Below are 18,350 nucleotides of genomic sequence, written 5' to 3'. Positions count from 1 at the left end.
CCGCACATGTTGCGTGGAGCGCCGGCGCATAGGCCGGCGCCCCGCTGCCTCACATCGTCACCTTGCGCCGGTTGTCGTCGCTCACCCGGTCGATCAGCTTGTTGTAGGGGTCGAAGCCCGCTTCATCCGGCTTCTCGTCCACCGTCACCGTGATCTTCGGCTCGGCACTGGTGATGTGATGGCGCTGCAGGTACAGCACCTTCTGGTCGCGTTCCTTGCCTGAAGGTCCGTTGGCGAACACGCCGATCTCGATCCAGTCGTCCATCGTGCCGTCGCTTTCCTGGCCCTTGCCGTCGGCATACTGCTTGGCCGCGTGCAGGTCCAGGGTCACGTCGTAGCGGCCGTCATCGCGCTTGCGGGCGCTGGCGGCCATCACGCGGTTGTCGTAGAAGCTGATCTTCTCGAACAGGTCGGTGACCAGCTGCTGGCGATCGGCCGGAGTCTCTGCGCGGATGTAGGCCAGCAGTTCGCGTGAGGTGGTATACGGCGGCTGCTGGTACCCCTTGTCCTGCAGGAAGCGCTTCAACGCCCGGTTCAGCGCCTGCTCGCCGATCTCCTCGCGCAGCCGGTAGAACACCAGCGACCCCTTCTGGTAGTGAATGTACTGCTGGTTCTCCACGCGCTCCAGCGGCTGCTCCTCGATGGCCTCGCCACCACGCCCGGACAGGTAGCCGTCCAGCTCGCGCTTGAGGAACTGGCGCATGTGCTGGCGGCCGTATTCCTGCTCCATCACCATCAGCGCCGAGTACTGCGACAGCGACTCGGACAGCACCGTGGCGCCCTGCACGTTGGCACCGATCACCTGGTGTGCCCACCACTGGTGTGCGATCTCGTGCGCGGTCACATAGAACACGTAGTCCACCTTGTCCGGGTCACGCAGGTCAGCGATGAAACCGATGGCCTCGGAGTAGGGAATGGTGTTGGCGAACGACTGCGCGAAGCGCGCATAGCCTGGGAACTCGATGATGCGTACCTGGCGATGCTGGTACGGCGTGAAATTGGCTTCGTAGTAGGCCAGTGACTTCTGCACCGCCTCGATCATCCGGTCCACGTTGTAGCCGTGTGCCGGGTCGAAGTAGACCTCGATCGGAATGTCCTTGTACTTGCCCTTGCGTACCTCCCAACGCGCCGACAGGTAGGCATAGAAGTTCAGCATCGGCCGGTCCATGGCATAGCTGAAGCAGCGCCGGCCATTGACCGTGGTCTCGTGCTGCAGATAGCCCGGGGCCAGCGCAACCTGGTCCGGTGCGGTGCACACCGTGGTGCGGAAATCGAGCCAGTCGGCATCGTTGGAAATGTAGGTGTTGGCGCGCGCGGCTTCATCTTCCAGCTTGGGCATGCGCCGCGGCTCGCCCAGGTCACGCTTGCGCCGCTCGTTGCGGTCGGTGATCTCCGCGCCTTCGTTGTAACCGAACGACGGCAGCACGCGGCTGTTGAAGAACGTGCCGTTGTCCACGATGTTGCTCGGCGCCTGGCCGGCGGTGATGCCGTTGGGCTTCTGCACTACCCGGAAATGCACGCTGCGGCTTTCGCCCGGTTGCAGCGGCGTGTCCAGCCGGTAGATGCGGTAGCCGAGATCCTTGTCGTGGAAGGTCAGCTTCTGTCCGCCAAGATCGGCCGCCACCAGCTGCTTGTCATCACCCATCGAGACATGCAGTTCCGGGATCGGCTGCGCGTGCAGGTTGCGGATCGTCCAGTTCGCATCGATCACCATCGACTGCGATTCGGGGAACAGGTCCACGCGGTTGTCCACCGCCACGATGCGCGGCTGCGGCAGGTTGCGATACTTCGACAGCTCACGCTCGTAGCGGGCCTGCAGGTCCAGCTGTTGATCCGGAGAAAGGAACTCGTTGCGGATGTTGGTGCTCCAGTACAGCCAGCCGCCGACGCCGACAAAGGCCAGGGCGGCCACTGCGGCAAAGGCACCGGTCGGCCCACGCAGGCGGCGGCCGGCCAGGGCGAGGCGCTGGCGCAGCCCCTGGCTGACACCGCGCACCCAGAAGGCGGAGGCCACGCACATCAACGCAAGCAGGAACAACGCCCAATAGCCCTGGAACGCCAGCTGTCCGGTGAGGAAGTGGCCGTAGCCGTTCATGTCCGAATAGGGAGCGATCGGCCAGCTGCCGAAGTTGTAGATGTTCTGCGTGTAGTCGAGCATGCCCAGCACGCCCTGGCCGATCATCACCACGATCAGCAGCGCGTAACCGACGAACTTGTTGTTGGTCAGCACCTGCAGTACCAGCGCCATGCCGCCCATCAGCACGTACACCACCGAATCCAGCGCCAGGCTGCGCAGGTACAGCAACGGCTCCAGGTGCGTGTAGCCCTTGGCCAGCTGCACGCTCATCGCTGCCAGCGCGCCGGCAGCCTGGAAACAGGCGATCACCGCCACCAGCGCGGTGAACTTGGCCAGCAGCGGCACCCAGTTCGGCACCGGCATGGCGTCGGTCACTTCATTGATGCGCGCGCCACGCTCCTTCCAGACCAGTTCGCCGGCGAAGAACAGCACGATGATGATCAGCAGCCAGCTGAAGGCGCCCTGCAGGCCCATGATCATCTGCGAGGTGACCGGCCAGATCGAGGTGCCGTACAGCGTCTGCCGGAACAGGGCGCTGGGCAGGAAGTTGGCCAGCCCCAGCACCAGCAGCACGATGAACGGGACGCTGCGCAGTACGCCGCCGGTGTCGAAACGCACCTGGCGAAGGAATTGCTGCCACGCCGTGCTGCCAGTGAACGCCGGTACCACGTGCGGCAGGGCTGCGCGGGCAGGGCGTACGGTCACCGCATCGGCGGCCGCCAGCGTCGGCTTGCGGCCCCAGCGCCGGCGGCCGCTGCCGCTGCGTTCGGTGCGGAACAGCGCGAACGTGGCAGCGAACAGCACCGCGGCCACGCCCAGCCACAGGGCGCGGTTGGCAAGCAGGTAGCCGGTCAGCGCCGGAATGCCGCTGTTGCGTTCGGCGGTGGACCAGTAGCGGATGGTGCGGCTCAGCGCACGCATGCCAAGCGGCTCACTCAGTACCGCGATCCAGGTGTTGTCGATGTCGCGCAGCAGGGCCGCGCTGGCACCGAACAGCACCAGGTAGGCAACCAGGCCGATGTAGACCCACAGGATCGAGCGGGTCACCGCGGCCAGCAGCGACAGCAACGCGGTGGTGAACAGCAGGTTGGGAATGACGATGACTGCAAAGGTCCATGCATAGCCCTGCCAACTGATCGGGCCCATGCGTTCGGGATCGACCCAGGGCATGAACGGCGCCAGCCACAGGCCGAACGCGATGAGCACGTAGACCAGCAGTCCGGACGCCAGTGCCGCAGCGATGCGCCCGGCCAGGTAATCGCGGCGCTTCACCGGGCTGGCGAAGATCAGCTCGGCGGTGCCCAGCTCAAAGTCACGCAGGAGTGCATTGCTGACGAACAGCGCGGTGACCAGCATGCCGAGCAGGGTGAAGATGCCCAGCATCTGCGCGATCACCGTCGGCGCATTGCTGTGCACGTTGCCGGTACCGCCACCGATCTGCACGGCGTCGCTGGAGGCCGCGGCGAAGGCGAGCAGGGCGAACAGCCCGGCCAGCAGCCACAGCAGCGGGGAACGCAGCTGCTCGCGCAGCTCGAAGCGGAAGAAGTTGAGGATCATGGCGTGCTCCGCTCAGGCTGCCGCGCGGCTACGGGCCTGCAGGCGCAGGCGCTGGAAGTACACGTCCTCAAGGTCGGGAGCCACGGCCGCGAAGCCATCGCCGGGGTCGTTGGCGCTGTGCACGTGGATCACCGGGCGGCCTCCCACCAGGCGGGTCGACAGCACCACGTAACGGGCTTCATGGTCGGCCAGTTCAGAAGGATCGACCTGCTTGCGCCAGACCTGCTGCTGCAGCGCGTCGATGGCGTCGGCCGGGCGCCCGGTCAGCAGTACCTGGCCTTTGTTCATGATCGCCATGGTCGGGCACAGGTCGGTCACGTCCTCGACGATGTGGGTGGACAGGATCACCGCCACGTTCTCGCCGATGGCCGCCAACAGGTTGAGGAAGCGGTTGCGTTCCTCAGGGTCGAGGCCGGCGGTGGGCTCATCGACGATCACCAGCCGCGGGTCGCCGAGCAGCGCCTGGGCAATGCCGAAGCGCTGGCGCATGCCTCCCGAGAAGGTGCCCAGCTTGCGCTTGCGCGCGTCCCACAGGTTCACCTGCTGCAGCAGGCCATCGACCACTTCGCGGCGCTGCGCGCGTTGGGTCAGGCCCTTCAGCACCGCGAAATGCTCAAGCAGGTCCAGCGCACTGACCTTGGGGTAGACGCCAAAATCCTGCGGCAGGTAGCCCAGCCGGCGGCGCACCGCATCCTTGTCGCGCAGTACGTCGATCGGAGTTTCGCCGGGGATGGTGAGCACGGCCGAGCCGCTGTCGGCTTCCTGCAGGGTGGCCAGGGTGCGCATCAACGAGGATTTGCCCGCGCCGTTCGGCCCGAGCAGGCCGAACATGCCGCGCGGGATATCCAGGCTGACGTTGTTGAGGGCATGCACGCCGTTGGCGTACGTCTTGGACAGCGAATCGATCTTCAGCATGCGACGTACACCTTTCCATGGGCGAATCTGCGCGTTATCCGCGCATCGGCCTCCTTGCGCATCCGCCGTTGGTCATGGGGGGAGGCGCCTGCGGTTGTGCGTTGGGAGGGGCGGTGGAGGCCACCGCCCGCTCCCGCAGCTGCGTCAGTCGTTGTTGACCGGCAGCTGCCAGCACACCACTGGGCCGTCTTCAGCGTCGATGCGCCGACCGGTGACCATGAAGCCGTTGCGGCGCAGTACCGCCTGCGAGCGTGCATTGCCCACAGCCGTTTCAGCGGTGAGACAGCACACGCGCGCATCGTGCCGCGCCCAGGCCACCAGTTCGGCCAGTGCCCGGCCCGCCAGGCCCCGTCCCTGATGTGCCGGGGCGATGCCATAGCCGATATCCAGCACGCCCTGCTCCGGCGGGCGGGTCAGTGAGAACAGGCCAACTGGCTGGCCGGCATCCACGACCTGCCAGGCCGCGGGCGCGAACAGCGTTTCGATGCGCTCGGCCAGGTCGGCCAGCATCGTCAGTACGGGCAGCGGAGCGATGGCATCGTCCGCGGAGCAGGGGCGTGACAACAGGGCGCGCAGATCAAGTGCGGAAACAGGTGAAAGCATGGGAACCTCGACAGGTGGAAGTGCCCGAAGCGGGCATGACCGGTACGAGGAGGGGCGCGGGCGTCAATCGTGACGCAGCATGCCGTTCGCCGCCGTTACCGGTGCGGGAAGTGGATGCTGACGGAGGACAAAGGCCTTCTCCCGAAGAGGGCGTGCGGTGCCGGGGCGCGCCCGGCGGTGGGATGCAGCATAGCCGAGGCAGCGGCCTCAGCGTAGTGACGATTCGCGCACCACCAGCTTCACCGGGATGCTCTGGCTGTCCACCGGCTGTCGGCCGATCAGCGCCAGCAGGCGCTCCACCAGCAGTTGCCCGGCCTGCTTGGTGTCCTGCTGCACAGTGGTCAGCGCAGGGGAAACGGAGGCTGCCAGCGGGATGTCGTCAAAGCCGGTGACCGCCACGTCCTGGGGCACCCGCAGGCCGGCTTCGCGCAGGGCGCGGATCGCGCCGATGGCGATCAGGTCGCTGGCCGCACAGATCGCATCGATCGGCTCGCCACGCGCCAGCAGCAGCTGGCAGGCCTCCTGGCCGGAGGCCTCGGTGGTGATCGCATCGTGCTGCAGTGCCGGTTCCGCAGCCAGGCCATGTTCCTGCAAGGCCGCGACGTGGCCGCGGTAGCGCTCCTGGAATTCGGGATAGTGGCTGGACGCATGGCCGAGGAAGGCGATGCGGCGGCAGCCCTGCTGCAGCAGGTGGGTGGTGATGTCGTGCCCACCCTGGAAGTTGTCGCTGCCGATCGACACGCCCGGCTGGCCGGGCAGGGCCGCGCCCCAGCGCACGAAATGCGTGCCCTGTTCGACCAGCCGCTGCAGGCGGTCGCGTGATTCGTGGTAGTCGCCGTAACCGAGCAGGATGATGCCGTCGGCCTTGTTGCTGTCCTCGTAATCGGCCTGCCAGTCGGTTGACAGCTGCTGGAACGAGACCAGCAGGTCCTGCCCGTGCAGGGCGCAGGCACGGGTGATCGAGCCCAGCATCGAATGGAAGAACGGGTTGATCAGCGAATCGTCGTTGGTCGGGTCTTCGAAGAACAGCAGGGCCAAGGTGCCGGCGTTGCGCAGGCGCAGGCTGGAGGCATTCTTGTCGACCTTGTAGTTCAGCTCGCGGGCGATGCGCAGGATGCGCTCGCGGGTCTCGGCATTGACCATCGGGCTGCCGCGCAGGGCCCGCGACACGGTTGGCTGGGAGACCCCGGCCAGGTGGGCGATGTCCAGGGAGGTGGCTTTGCCTTTGATGGTCATGTGCGGGTGGAAGGGGCCAGGTGGAAGGTGCCCGGGCATGATGCCATGGGCAGACGCGAATGCCCCCGCAGGGGTTCGTCGGGGGGAAGGTAAGTCATTGCCGGACAAGGAAATCAGCCTGATCCTTCGATGCGGTCGGGATCTCCTGACCGGGCGGATGGCGGCGGCAATGGTAAGATGCGTCGTTCTCGCATTCCCCCAAATTTCACCAGGGGCGGCCCAGCGTACTGCACCCCTGCCCGGGGCTGTGCTATCACTGGCGGTCTGCCCCTGGACAACGGACGAAGGTACCTATGGCGCGCGGCATCAACAAAGTCATCCTGGTCGGCAATCTCGGCAACGACCCGGACGTGAAGTACACCCAGAGCGGCATGGCGATCACCCGCATCAGCCTGGCCACCACCAGCGTCCGCAAGGACAAGGATGGCAACCAGCAGGAGCGCACCGAATGGCACCGCGTGGTGTTCTTCGGCAAGCTCGGCGAGATCGCCGGCGAATACCTGCGCAAGGGCAGCTCGGTCTACGTTGAAGGCAGCCTGCGTTACGACAAGTACACCGGCCAGGACGGCGTGGAGAAGTACTCCACCGATATCGTCGCCGACGAAATGCAGATGCTGGGCGGCCGCGGTGAAGGCGGTGGTGGTGGCGGTGGCGGCAACTACGGCGGCGATCGCCCGCAGCGCCAGCAGGCCCCGCGCCAGGAATACGGTGGCGGTGGCGGCGGCCAGCGTGGCGGCCAGGGCGGTGGTTATGGCAACCAGGGCGGCAACCAGCGCCCGCAGCCGCAGCAGGCGCCGCCGATGGACGACTTCGCTGACGACGATATTCCATTCTGATCGAACGTTCGTTCGCAGCAGAAAAGAAAGCCCCGCTCATGCGGGGCTTTTCTTTTCCCGCGATTCCTCCTGAGTTGTGCCCCGCAGCATCGATTTTCGTGCACCGCGACTTGCAAACAGACAATTTCCTCCCCTATGGTGCAATCGATTGCATTGCTGTGAATCGTTGCGTTTGATACCGGTTGGGAGGCCGGAAGGTGGATGTCCATCCATTCGATCAGACCGGCTCCTTCGAGGGGGCTCACGCGGCGCGATGCGCTGCGCATCGCAGTTGCCGGAAGCATTGGCCTGGGGGCCGCGACAACCGCGGGGACGTTGCCTGCATTCGCCGCCACTGCCCCACTCAAGGGCAACCTGAAGCACTCCGTGGCCCGCTGGACCTTCCCGCAGCTGTCGATTGCCCAGCTCTGCGCGACGGTGAAGGACATCGGCTTCGCCGCCATCGACCTGGTTGGCCCGGAAGACTGGCCGACATTGAAGGCCCACGGCGTGTACAGCTCGATGTGCAACGGCGCGGAGCTGGGCCTGACCAAGGGCTTCGCCGGCCGTGAGTTCCACGATGAACTGGTGGCTCGCTACACGCGGCACATCGACCTGGTCGCCGACGCAGGCTATCGCAACCTGATCTGCTTCTCGGGAAACCGCAACGGCATGGACCCGCAGGAAGGTATTGCCAATGCCGAGGCCGGTATCAAGCGCATCCTCGGGCACGCAGAGAAGCGTGGCGTTGTGCTGGTGATGGAGCTGCTGAACTCCAGGGTCGATCATCGCGACTACCTGTGCGACCACTCGGCCTGGGGCGTGGAGCTGTGCCAGCGGCTGGGCTCGGACAACTTCGGCCTGCTCTACGACATCTACCACATGCAGATCATGGAGGGCGACATCATCGCCACCATCGGCAGGCACCACGCGTTCTTCAAGCACTACCACACCGCCGGTGTGCCGGGCCGGCATGAGATCGGTGACCAGCAGGAACTCAACTATCCGGCCATCTGTCGCGCGATCCGCGACACCGGTTTCGATGGGTATCTGGCGCAGGAGTTCATGCCTGCGGCGCCCGATCCCGTTGGCTCATTGCGCGAGGCGATCCGCCTCTGCGACGTCTGAAACGATATCCACCCAGGTGAGAAACCCATGGCAGATAATCACTACGACGCCATTGTTGTTGGCTCGGGAATCAGTGGCGGTTGGGCGGCGAAGGAGCTGACCGAAAAGGGCCTGAAGGTCCTGATGCTGGAACGCGGTCGCAACATCGAGCACGTCAAGGACTACGTGAACGCGATGAAGGAGGCGTGGGATTTCCCGCACCGCAACCGTCCAACGCAGGCGATGAAGGCCGAGTTCCCGGTGCTGATGCGTGACTACGGCCTGGCCGAGAACCTGGAAGGGATGTGGGCCAATGAGCAGGAATCGCCCTACATCGAGACCAAGCGCTTCGACTGGTTCCGTGGTTACCACGTGGGTGGTCGCTCGCTGATGTGGGGCCGGCAGAGCTATCGTTTCTCCGATCTGGATTTCGAGGCGAACCTCAAGGACGGCATCGCCGCCGACTGGCCGATCCGATATGCCGATATCGCGCCGTGGTATGACCATGTCGAGAAGTTCGCCGGCATCGCCGGTACGCGCGAGGGACTTGATGTGCTGCCGGACGGCGAGTTCCTGCCGCCGATCCCGTTGAACATCGTCGAAAAGGATGTGGCCGCACGTATCAAGAAGGCCTTCGGCGGAACGCGGCACATGATCCACTCGCGCACCGCCAACATCACCAAGCCGATGCCCGAGCAGGGCCGCGTCAATTGCCAGTACCGCAACAAGTGCATCCTGGGCTGTCCCTTCGGTGCCTATTTCTCGACCCAGGCGGCGACACTGCCGGCGGCGATGAAGACCGGAAACCTGACGCTGCGTCCGTTCTCGATCGTCAAGGAAGTGCTGTACGACAAGGATCGCAAGCGTGCGCGCGGCGTGGAGGTCATCGACGCCGAAACCGGGCAGACCTACCAGTACACGGCCAAGGTGATCTTCCTCAACGCATCGTCCTTCAACTCGACGTGGCTGCTGATGAACTCGGCCACCGATATCTGGGACGGGGGGCTGGGTTCCTCGTCCGGCGAGCTCGGGCACAACGTGATGGACCACCACTTCGGTGCGGGTGCCTCGGGCCGGGTCGAGGGCTACGAAGACAAGTACTACTTCGGCCGCCGTCCCTGCGGTTTCTATATTCCGCGGTTCCGCAACGTCGCTGCCGACAAGCGCGCCTACCTGCGTGGGTTCGGCTACCAGGGCGGTGCCAGCCGCACCGGATGGTCGCGCGAGATTGCCGAGCTGAACATCGGTGCCGACCTGAAGGAGGCGCTGACCGTGCCGGGTGACTGGCGCATCGGCATGACCGGTTTCGGCGAGATGCTGCCGCACCACGACAACACCATCCGCCTCGACCGCGAGCGCAAGGACAAGTGGGGGTTGCCGGTGCTGGCGATGGACGTTGCGCTGCGCGCGAACGAACTGGCGATGCGCAAGGACATGGCCGCTGACGCGGCCGAGATGCTGGAAGCGGCCGGCGTCAAGGACGTGAAGATGCATGACAACGACTACGCCCCGGGCAAGGGCATCCATGAAATGGGAACGGCGCGGATGGGACGTGACCGCAGGAGCTCGGTATTGAACGCGCACAACCAGGTCTGGGATGCCCCCAACGTCTATGTGACCGACGGCGCCTGCATGACCTCCAGCGCCTGCGTGAATCCTTCGCTGACCTACATGGCGCTGACAGCGCGCGCTGCCGACCACGCCGTGCGCGAACTGAAAGCGGGGAACCTGTGATGGATCGTCGCGAACTGTTGAAGATGATCGTGGCCGCCACCGGTGCGGCGATGGTCGGGTTGCCGGCGCTGGTGCATGGCAAAGCGCCAGCGGCGGGCGCGATGGCCGCGTTCTCCGATGCCGAAATCGGCACGCTGGACGAGATCGCCGAGACCATCCTGCCGCGGACCAGGACACCCGGGGCGAAGGACGCGGGCGCCGGTGCGTTCATGGCGACGTTCGTCAGCGACTGCTACACCGCCCGGCAGCAGGCGACGTTCCGCGCCGGGCTGGCCGACATCGACAAGCGCGCGGGTGGCCGGTTCGTATCGCTCACGCCGGAAGCCCGTACCGAACTGCTGCGTGTTCTGGATGCGGAGGCTAAGGTACGCAAGGCCGATGTGACCGAGACCGGTACTCCTGAAGAGGGCGAGGCGATGCCGCACTACTTCACGATGCTCAAGCAGTTGGCCATCTTCGGCTTCTTCACTTCCAAAGTCGGTGCGACCGGGGTGCTGCAGTACGTCGCCGTGCCTGGGCGTTACGACGGCGACCTGGCCTATACCCCCGGCACACCTGCATGGGGGACCAGCTGATGGAGCGCAGCATGATGATCAAGCCGCTGCTGATCGCGGCCAGCCTGCTGGCCGCTGCACCAGCCCTCGCACAGGATGCTGCCGATCCTGCACGCGATCCGAAGAAGACCGAGGTATGGACCCCTGTGCCCGCAGTCGTGGCGACGCCCCCAGGCAAGGCGCCATCCGATGCGATCGTGCTGTTCGATGGCAGGGATGCCTCCGCATGGGAGGCAGAGCAGGGCGGTCGTGTGCCCTGGAAGATCGCCGACGGCGCGATGACCGTGGTGCCGGGCAGCAAGGGCATCCGCACCCGGCAACGCTTCTGCGATATCCAGCTGCATGTCGAATGGCGTACTCCCACCGGGACGAAGGGCTTCGACGGCCAGAACCGGGGCAACAGCGGCATCTTCCTGCAGGAACTTTACGAGCTGCAGGTGCTCGACAGCTACAACAACCCGACCTATGCCAACGGACAGGCCGGCTCGATCTACAAGCAGGCGATGCCACGGGTGAATGCCTCGCGCGCACCGGGCCAGTGGCAGGCCTACGACATCATCTGGAAGGCACCGCGCTTCTCGCCGGGTGGCGGGCTTGTCTCGCCTGCGCGCATCACGGTGCTGCACAACGGCGTGCTGGTGCAGGATGACACCGTGCTGGCGGGGAAGACCGAGTACATCGGCGCACCGTCGTACTCACCCCACGCCTGCGCGCCGATCTATCTGCAGGAGCACGATTCCAGGGTCAGCTACCGCAACATCTGGGTGCGGGAACTCTGATCCCACCTGACTACTTCGCCAGGTAACTGGCGATGTCGTCGATCTCCTGCTGCGAAAGCTGGGAAAAGGGCGGCATCAGTCCACCGCCCTTCCTGATCTTGTCCTTGATCTGCGCGGCATCCAACCGCTTGCTGACGTCCGTAAGCGCGGGGAACGCCCCCGGCATGCCGGCGCGATCGGCGCCATGGCAGGCCATGCAGTTCGCGCTGTAGAGCTTGGCGCCGGCGGCAGGATCGTCCTTGCACCAGGCAGTGGTGGCAAGCGTCGCGCCACACAGCATCACAGCCAGTTTCAGCATCGTCTTCAAGCGGGGCTCCTTCGCGGGCTAGCGTTGTGCGCTGGCGTGCGGGCTGACGGTCAGGTGTTCACGCAGGTAGTCCGCGCCGGTCTGGATCACCTTGGCCGGATCACGCGGTTCGTCGTGTTCGAGGATGTACCAGTGCACGCCGGCGGCGGCTGCGGCCGGCAGGATCGCGTCCCAGTCCAGCACGCCCTGGCCGACGGCGGCGAATCCACCTTCGTCCTCGGCCTGGCCCTTGGGCGCATTGTCCTTGGCGTGCACCGCGAACAGGCGGTCGCGGAACTTGCCCAGCATCACCACCGGGTCGTGTCCGGAGCGTGCCACCCAGGCCAGGTCCAGCTCGGTCTGCAGGTCGGGGCCGGCAGCAGCGAACAGCAGTTCCAGGCCGGTCCTTCCGTTGAAGTCGACCAGCTCGAAGTCGTGGTTGTGGTAGGCCAGGCGCATGCCCTTGGCCCGAACCTGTTTGGAAAGCCGGCCCAGCTCCTGGCCCAGTGCGGTCCAGCCTGCGGCATCGGTGGGCCGGTCCTTCGCATCCAGGTAGGGCACCACCAGCGTGGTGTTGCCGATCGATCGGTTGAAGGCCACCACGCCGTACAGATCTCTGCGCAGCTCGGCCAGCGCAACGTGCGAGGAGATCGCCCTGATCGAATACCTGTCCAGCAACTGTTTGAGTTCGCTGGCGCTGACGCCCTGGGTCCCCACCGTTTCCACCGCGCGCACGCCCGCGTCGTGAACGATCTTCAACTGCTGGTCGAGCGAGCCGGCACTGCGCAGTGAGTACATCTGCACTGCGATGGGCTTCTGCGCGGCGCCGGCTTCGCCGGCGAAGCCGGGCAGTGCCGTGAGCAGCAGGAGTGCGAGGGCTGCGGCTCTGCGGACAGGGGTTTTCATCAGGCGTTCCTCCCGGGATTCAATCGATGGTGGTCCAGGCACGCGTCCTGGCCGATGCGATGACGCGGTCGACGATCCGTGCCGAGCGCACGCCGTCGTTGAAAGTGGGCAGGCCCTCGGGCCGTTCGCCGTCGATGGCGCGATAGCTGTCGGCAATGAACGCCTCGAAGCACTGGTCGTAGCCCTGCGCGTGCCCGGCCGGCAGCACCGACAGCCGCCGTTGTTCGGCACTGCCTGCACCAGGACCGCGCACGAAGATCTCCTCGCGCTGGTCGGGTCTTCCGATCCACAGCCGCTCGGCATCCTCCTGGTTGAAGGCCACGCTGGCCCTGGCACCGTCGATCTCGAACCAGAGGCGATTGTGGCGTCCAGCCGAGACCTGGCTGACCGTCAACGACGCCAGCGTGCCAGCGCCGGTCCTGAACATCGCTGCGGCCACGTCTTCGCTGGTGACCGCCTGCATCGCGCCGCTGGCTGTGGGCGTGCTGAAGCTCTGGCCGGTGATGGCGCCGCGTTCGGCAATCACCGTCTCGAACGCCGCGCTGACCTCGGCGAAGCGCTCGCCGCTGATCCATTCCACCAGGTCGCACCAGTGCGAGCCGATGTCGGCGAACACGCGCGACGTACCGCCCAGTGCCGGATCCACGCGCCAGTTGTTGCTTTCTGGATCCAGCAGCCAGTCCTGCAGGTAGCTGCCGTGGATCAGGTGCAGCGGCCCCAGCTCGCCGTGTGCGATGCGTGCGCGCGCTTCGCGCACCACCGGGTGGTAGCGGTAGACGAAGGGTACCGTGGCCACAAGGCCGCGCGAGGCCGCCAGCGCAGCCAACGCCTGTGCATCTTCCAGCGAGGTGGCCAGAGGCTTCTCGCAGATCACGTGCTTGCCGGCTTCCAATGCGGCCTGTGCCATCGGCCGGTGCAGATGATTGGGCGTGCAGACATGCACGACCTGCACCTGCGGATCGGCGATGACCTCGTCGATGTCCCGATAGGCGCGCGCGACATTCCAGGACTGCGCCACTTCATGTGCACGCTGCGCGGACGAGGCGGCCACGCCGCGGATCTGCGCACCGGCCAACAGCGCCGCGCGACGATGCACGGCGCCAATCATGCCGGTGCCGATGATGGCGATTCCAAGCGTAGCCATCTACTGGACTCCTCGTGACGAAGACGGTGCGGCTGCGATCAGTGGCCGATCGCGGAACAGCAGCAGGAAGGCGATCAGCACGACCAGTGCAACACCGGCCGGGAACAGCCAGATCTGCTGCCAGTCGCGTCCGGCGGCAGTGGTGTAGTGCTCCACCACCGCACCGGACAGGAAGGTGCCGATCAGCATGCCCACGCCATAGGTCGCCAGGGTGATGAAGCCCTGTGCACTGCTGCGCGCGTCGGGGCCGGCATGCGCATCGGTGTAGATCTGTCCGGTGACGAAGAAGAAGTCGTAGCAGATGCCGTGCAGCACGATGCCGAGGACGATCAGGATGAAACCGCCGCCGGCATCGCCGATGTCGCCGAAGGCAAACATGACGTAGCGCACCACCCACGCGGCCATGCCCACCGCCAGCATCGTCTTCACCCCCAGCCGCACGAACAGGAACGGCATGGCCAGCATCAGCAGCACTTCGGACACCTGGCCCAGCGACTGCAGGCCCGCGGCGCCGCGCACGCCCAGGTCGTTGAGGTACGGGTTGGTGAAGTTGTAGTAGAACGACAGCGGGATGCAGATGGCGATGGAGGCCAGGAAGAACACCAGGTACGCGCGCGACTTCAGCAGCCGCAGCGAATCCAGCCCCAGGATCTGCCCGAGGCCGGCATCGCGCTGCTTCGCCAGCGGCGGCGTGTGCGGCAGGGTGAACGCGTACAGCCCCAGCGCCAGTGATGCCACCGCCGCCATCTGGAAGGTGAGTTCGAGCCGGTGTGCCTGTTCCCAGCCCAGCCAGCCGATCAGTACGCCGGCCACGATCCAGCCGACACTGCCGGCCACGCGCACCAGCGGGAACTGCTTTTCAGGCGATTGCATGTGCCGCATCGCCACGCTGTTGGCCAGCGCCAGCGTCGGCATGAACAGCAGCATGTAGCCCATCACGCAGGCGGAGAACGTGCTGAAGCTGTCCGCTGTGGAGGCCATCCAAAGCAGTACTGCGCCGGCCAGGTGCAGGACCGCAAGGATGCGCTGCGCGGCGAAGTAGCGATCGGCAATCAGGCCAACCAGGAAGGGTGCGACGATGGCGCCGATGGACTGGCTGAGGAAGGCCGTCGCCACCTGGCTGGCGCTGGCCTGCAGCGGGCCCTGTACCAGGTAGGTGCCCAGGGTCACGAACCACGCTCCCCAGATGAAGAACTGCAGAAACATCATCGCGCCCAAGCGCGACATGGCGTGCGTCATGGCTTGCCCTCCCGGGGCGGTATCGGCTCAGATTCCCAGCATGCGGTGCAGTGATGCGGCGTCGGTGCCGCTGTCGGCGAAATCGTCGAAGGCGCGTTCGGTCACGCGGATGATGTGGTCGCGGATGAAGGCCGCGCCCTCGCGTGCGCCGTCTTCCGGGTGTTTCAGGCAGCACTCCCATTCCAGCACCGCCCAGCCGGGGAAGTCGTACTGCGCGAACTTCGAGAAGATCGACTTGAAGTCGATCTGGCCGTCGCCGAGTGAGCGGAACCTGCCCGGGCGATCGATCCAGTCCTGGTAGCCGCCATACACGCCACTGCTGGCGCTGGCGCGGTACTCCGCGTCCTTGACGTGGAAGATGCCGATGCGCGCGTGGTAGCGATCGATGAACCCCAGATAGTCCATCTGCTGCAGCAGCAGGTGGCTGGGGTCGTACAGGATCTTCGCGCGCGGGTGGTGATCGACCACGTCGAGGAAGCGTTCGAAGGTCGCGCCGTCGTGCAGGTCCTCGCCGGGGTGGATCTCGAAGCACAGGTCCACGCCGCAGGCATCGAAGGCATCGAGGATCGGGCGCCAGCGCCGGCCGAGTTCGGCGAAGGCCTCTTCCACCAGGCCGGGCGGGCGCTGCGGCCAGGGATAGAAGTACGGCCAGGCCAGTGCGCCGGAGAAGGTGGCGTGTGCGGTCAGTCCCAGCCGCTGGCTGGCCTTGGCTGCCAGCAGCAGCTGCTCCACTGCCCAGGCCTGGCGCGCGGCCGGGTCGCCGCGCTTTTCCGGCGGTGCGAATCCGTCGAACAGGCTGTCATAGGCGGGATGGACGGCGACCAGCTGCCCCTGCAGGTGGGTGGACAGTTCGGTGATCTGTACGCCATGCCCGGCCAGCATGCCGGCAAGGTCGTCGCAGTACGCCTGGCTGCGCGCGGCCTCGGCCAGGTCGAACAGGTGGGGCGCGCTGGTCGGCACTTGTACGCCAGAATAGCCCAGGCCCGCGGCCCAGCCGGCCAGCGTGTCCAGCCGATCAAAAGGAGCTGTGTCGCCGATGAACTGCGCCAGGAACAGCGCTGGACCCTTGAGCGTCTTCAACGTGATTCGCCCTCGATGCAATCGATTGCATTATCCTAGCAGGGGCTCACGCAGGACCTGTTGTGCACTGCACAGCGGACAGGAGAACTAACGCCATGGCCACCATCTACGACATTGCAAAGCACGTCGGCGTCTCTGCCGGCACCGTGTCACGTGCACTTTCGCGGCCGGACAAGGTACTGCCGGCCACGCGCGCGCGCATCGAGCAGGCCGCTGCCGCGTTGGGCTACGTACCCAATACGGTCGCCCGCACGCTCAAGACCCAGCGCAGCGGCAAGATCCTGGTTACGGTGCCGGATATCGCCAACCCGTTCTTCGCGCAGATCCTGCAGGGGGCGGAAGACGCCGCGCAGGCCGTCGGCTATGCAGTGCTGCTGGGCGATACCCAGGACCAACCCGACCGCGAGGAGCGCTACGCGCAGATGCTCCGGCGCAACGAGGCCGACGGCATGATCGTGCTCGGCCATCGCCTGCCACCGACGGCGCGCGAGATTGTCCAGCAGAGGGGGGCTGCCGCGCCGGTGGTCAACGGATGCGAGTTCGACCCCGCGCTGGGCCTGCCCAGTGTGCACATCGACAATGTGGCCGCCGCACGCGCCGTCATGGAGCACTTGTACGCACTGGGCCATGAACGGATCGCCGTGGTCGGCGGGCCGCCGGACAATCCCCTGCACCAGCAACGCCTGGAAGGGGTGCGGGCCGCCGGCAAGGCGCGTGGCCGCCTGCGCCAGCTGAGCGTGGTGCCGGGCGATTTCTCGGTGGAATCCGGGCATGCCGCGGCCGTGGCGCTGCTGGCCGATGCGTCGGCGCCGACCGCAGTCTTCTGCTTCAGCGACCAGATGGCGCTGGGTGCGCTGGCGGCCTGCCGCGATCTGGGCATCCGCGTGCCGGACGAGTTGTCCATCGTCGGTTTCGATGACCTGGCGTCTTCGCGTTACCTCACGCCGCCGCTGACGACCATCCGGCAGCCGATGCGGGAGATCGGCGCGCGCGCGGTCAACCTGCTGCTCGCCATCATCGAACAGGTGGATGTTCCGCTTCAACAGACGCTGGATTTCAGCCTGATGGTGCGGGGGTCGACGGCGGCACCTGGGCCCAGGTGAGGCCAGGGACGCTGCAGGTTCGAGTCCTTGATCCCGAATTGACGTAAAGCTGTCAGACTCACGACAGGCAGCCCGGCAGGGGCCGGGGTGGAACGTGCGATCGCGCAAGGGGGTCGGCAATGCCGTTCTTGACTGACTCGACGGAGGTCGCGGTCGAAGGCGTCGGCGCGGCACGGCGCATCGGCTGGATGCGCTTCGTGGGCAATGGCCTGGGCGCGATCCCCATCGCCTCGATCATGCTGGAGCGCCAGGATGGCGCGCTGCCCTGGGTCCTGTTGCTGCTCAATGCGCTGGCATGGCCTGCGCTGGCGCTGGTGCTGACCCAACGCTCGCGCAAGCCGGCTGCGGTCCAGTTCCGTTGCATGGTGGCCGATTCCCTGTTCGGCGGCGGCTGGATCGCGTTCATGGCCCTGAGCGCCGTACCCAGCGCGTTGTTCGCCGCACTGCTGGTGGCCGACAAGATCGCGGCCGGCGGCGTGCGCCTGGCGATGCGGGCCACGCTGGCTCTGGTGGTGGGCTTCGCGCTCACCTGGTGGGCGCTCGGGTTTCCTTACCAACCGGTGTCGTCGCAACGCACGATCGTGCTCAGCGTGCCGTTCCTGTTCGTCTATGGCATCGGGCTCAGCATCCTCAGCTGGCAGCTGGCGCGTCGGGTGAAGTCGCAGAACCGCCAGCTGCAGCGCCTGAGCCGGATGGATCCGCTGGTCGAACTGGCCAATCGCGGCTTCCTGATCCTGCGTGCACAGCAGGCTCTGGACAAGGCGCAGGGGCAGGGCGGCTTTGCCTGCCTGTTGATGCTCGATGTGGATGACTTCAAGCACATCAATGATTCGCACGGGCACCGCGCCGGTGACGAAGTACTGCGGCACATCGCCTCGACCCTGCGCGCCTTCGCCCGGCCCGGTGATACACCGGCGCGCCTGGGCGGCGATGAGTTCGTCGTGCTGCTGCACGACTGCGCGCCGGTGGATGCGATGCATGTGGCCGAGCGGGTGCGCCTGCACCTGCTCGAAGCGGCGCGGCAGGCGACCCCAGGCGTTGAATTCAGTGTGAGCATCGGCATTGCTGCCACGCCGCGCGGCGGCAGCGTGGAGGACTGGCTGGCCTTGGCCGACCGTGCGCTCTACCACGCCAAGCGGCAGGGCAAGAACACCGCCAGCTATGGCGAATAAGCGTCGGCGAACGCTCAGCCACCCAATCCAATGGTTTCAGAGA

At 66.1% G+C, this 18,350-nt stretch carries 16 protein-coding genes; 7 read left to right on the top strand and 9 right to left on the bottom strand.

Annotation, left to right across the window (positions count from 1 at the left end):
* Positions 1-49: 49 nt before the first annotated feature.
* From AC5P88_RS04850 to AC5P88_RS04835, 4 genes are all read right to left on the bottom strand, one after another.
* Positions 50-3,634: a M1 family aminopeptidase gene (locus tag AC5P88_RS04850; RefSeq protein WP_495224462.1), complete on the bottom strand. Its 3,585-nt coding sequence runs from the start codon at positions 3,632-3,634 to the stop codon at positions 50-52.
* Between the two features lie 12 nt (positions 3,635-3,646).
* Positions 3,647-4,549, bottom strand: a complete 903-nt coding sequence (locus tag AC5P88_RS04845; RefSeq protein ID WP_106549285.1) for an ABC transporter ATP-binding protein — start codon at positions 4,547-4,549, stop codon at positions 3,647-3,649.
* Positions 4,550-4,693: 144 nt separating this feature from the next.
* On the bottom strand, positions 4,694-5,152 hold the full coding sequence (locus tag AC5P88_RS04840) for a GNAT family N-acetyltransferase (RefSeq protein WP_106549286.1): 459 nt from the start codon (positions 5,150-5,152) through the stop codon (positions 4,694-4,696).
* Positions 5,153-5,359: 207 nt separating this feature from the next.
* Positions 5,360-6,388, bottom strand: a complete 1,029-nt coding sequence (locus AC5P88_RS04835) for a LacI family DNA-binding transcriptional regulator (protein WP_286075237.1) — start codon at positions 6,386-6,388, stop codon at positions 5,360-5,362.
* 293 nt (positions 6,389-6,681) lie between these two features.
* Here AC5P88_RS04835 and AC5P88_RS04830 point away from each other — a divergent pair, with 293 nt between their 5' ends.
* The 5 genes from AC5P88_RS04830 to AC5P88_RS04810 all read left to right on the top strand — a co-directional run bounded on the left by AC5P88_RS04830 (position 6,682) and on the right by AC5P88_RS04810 (position 11,377).
* Positions 6,682-7,224: a single-stranded DNA-binding protein gene (locus AC5P88_RS04830; RefSeq protein WP_279914260.1), complete on the top strand. Its 543-nt coding sequence runs from the start codon at positions 6,682-6,684 to the stop codon at positions 7,222-7,224.
* A gap of 201 nt (positions 7,225-7,425) precedes the next feature.
* Positions 7,426-8,331 carry a hydroxypyruvate isomerase family protein gene (locus tag AC5P88_RS04825; protein ID WP_495224461.1) on the top strand — a complete coding sequence of 302 codons (906 nt, stop codon included), beginning with the start codon at positions 7,426-7,428 and terminating at the stop codon, positions 8,329-8,331.
* A 27-nt stretch (positions 8,332-8,358) separates the two neighbouring features.
* Positions 8,359-10,044 carry a GMC oxidoreductase gene (locus AC5P88_RS04820; RefSeq protein WP_106549289.1) on the top strand — a complete coding sequence of 562 codons (1,686 nt, stop codon included), beginning with the start codon at positions 8,359-8,361 and terminating at the stop codon, positions 10,042-10,044.
* On the top strand, positions 10,044-10,619 hold the full coding sequence (locus tag AC5P88_RS04815) for a gluconate 2-dehydrogenase subunit 3 family protein (RefSeq protein ID WP_106549290.1): 576 nt from the start codon (positions 10,044-10,046) through the stop codon (positions 10,617-10,619). The genes AC5P88_RS04820 and AC5P88_RS04815 overlap by 1 nt, the downstream gene beginning before the upstream one ends.
* A 14-nt stretch (positions 10,620-10,633) precedes the next feature.
* Positions 10,634-11,377, top strand: coding sequence for a 3-keto-disaccharide hydrolase (locus AC5P88_RS04810; RefSeq protein ID WP_428993028.1), 744 nt, complete (start codon positions 10,634-10,636; stop codon positions 11,375-11,377).
* A gap of 10 nt (positions 11,378-11,387) precedes the next feature.
* On the opposite strand, the gene AC5P88_RS04805 is transcribed toward AC5P88_RS04810, so the two are convergent.
* Genes AC5P88_RS04805 through AC5P88_RS04785 form a run of 5 tightly spaced genes read right to left on the bottom strand, consistent with a single transcriptional unit; the run spans position 11,388 to position 16,032 of the window.
* Positions 11,388-11,675 (bottom strand): c-type cytochrome, encoded by a 288-nt coding sequence (locus AC5P88_RS04805; protein WP_106549292.1) that lies wholly within the window; start codon positions 11,673-11,675, stop codon positions 11,388-11,390.
* Positions 11,676-11,702: 27 nt separating this feature from the next.
* Positions 11,703-12,569: a sugar phosphate isomerase/epimerase family protein gene (locus tag AC5P88_RS04800; RefSeq protein ID WP_495224460.1), complete on the bottom strand. Its 867-nt coding sequence runs from the start codon at positions 12,567-12,569 to the stop codon at positions 11,703-11,705.
* Between the two features lie 19 nt (positions 12,570-12,588).
* Positions 12,589-13,713 (bottom strand): Gfo/Idh/MocA family protein, encoded by a 1,125-nt coding sequence (locus AC5P88_RS04795; RefSeq protein ID WP_495224459.1) that lies wholly within the window; start codon positions 13,711-13,713, stop codon positions 12,589-12,591.
* Positions 13,714-14,952, bottom strand: coding sequence for a nucleoside permease (locus AC5P88_RS04790; protein WP_495224458.1), 1,239 nt, complete (start codon positions 14,950-14,952; stop codon positions 13,714-13,716).
* Positions 14,953-14,979: 27 nt separating this feature from the next.
* The gene (locus tag AC5P88_RS04785) at positions 14,980-16,032 is read right to left on the bottom strand and encodes a sugar phosphate isomerase/epimerase family protein (RefSeq protein ID WP_286075251.1); all 1,053 of its coding nucleotides are present in this window, start codon (positions 16,030-16,032) and stop codon (positions 14,980-14,982) included.
* A 95-nt stretch (positions 16,033-16,127) separates the two neighbouring features.
* Between AC5P88_RS04785 and AC5P88_RS04780 the strand changes: the two genes are divergently transcribed.
* Positions 16,128-17,135, top strand: a complete 1,008-nt coding sequence (locus AC5P88_RS04780) for a LacI family DNA-binding transcriptional regulator (protein WP_106549297.1) — start codon at positions 16,128-16,130, stop codon at positions 17,133-17,135.
* Between the two features lie 119 nt (positions 17,136-17,254).
* The gene (locus AC5P88_RS04775) at positions 17,255-18,307 is read left to right on the top strand and encodes a sensor domain-containing diguanylate cyclase (protein WP_111112745.1); all 1,053 of its coding nucleotides are present in this window, start codon (positions 17,255-17,257) and stop codon (positions 18,305-18,307) included.
* The last annotated feature ends 43 nt before the right edge of the window (positions 18,308-18,350 follow it).

This window comes from Stenotrophomonas sp. YJH_SMC_8, assembly GCF_059371315.1.
This window is presented reverse-complemented; position numbering and strand designations above follow the sequence as displayed.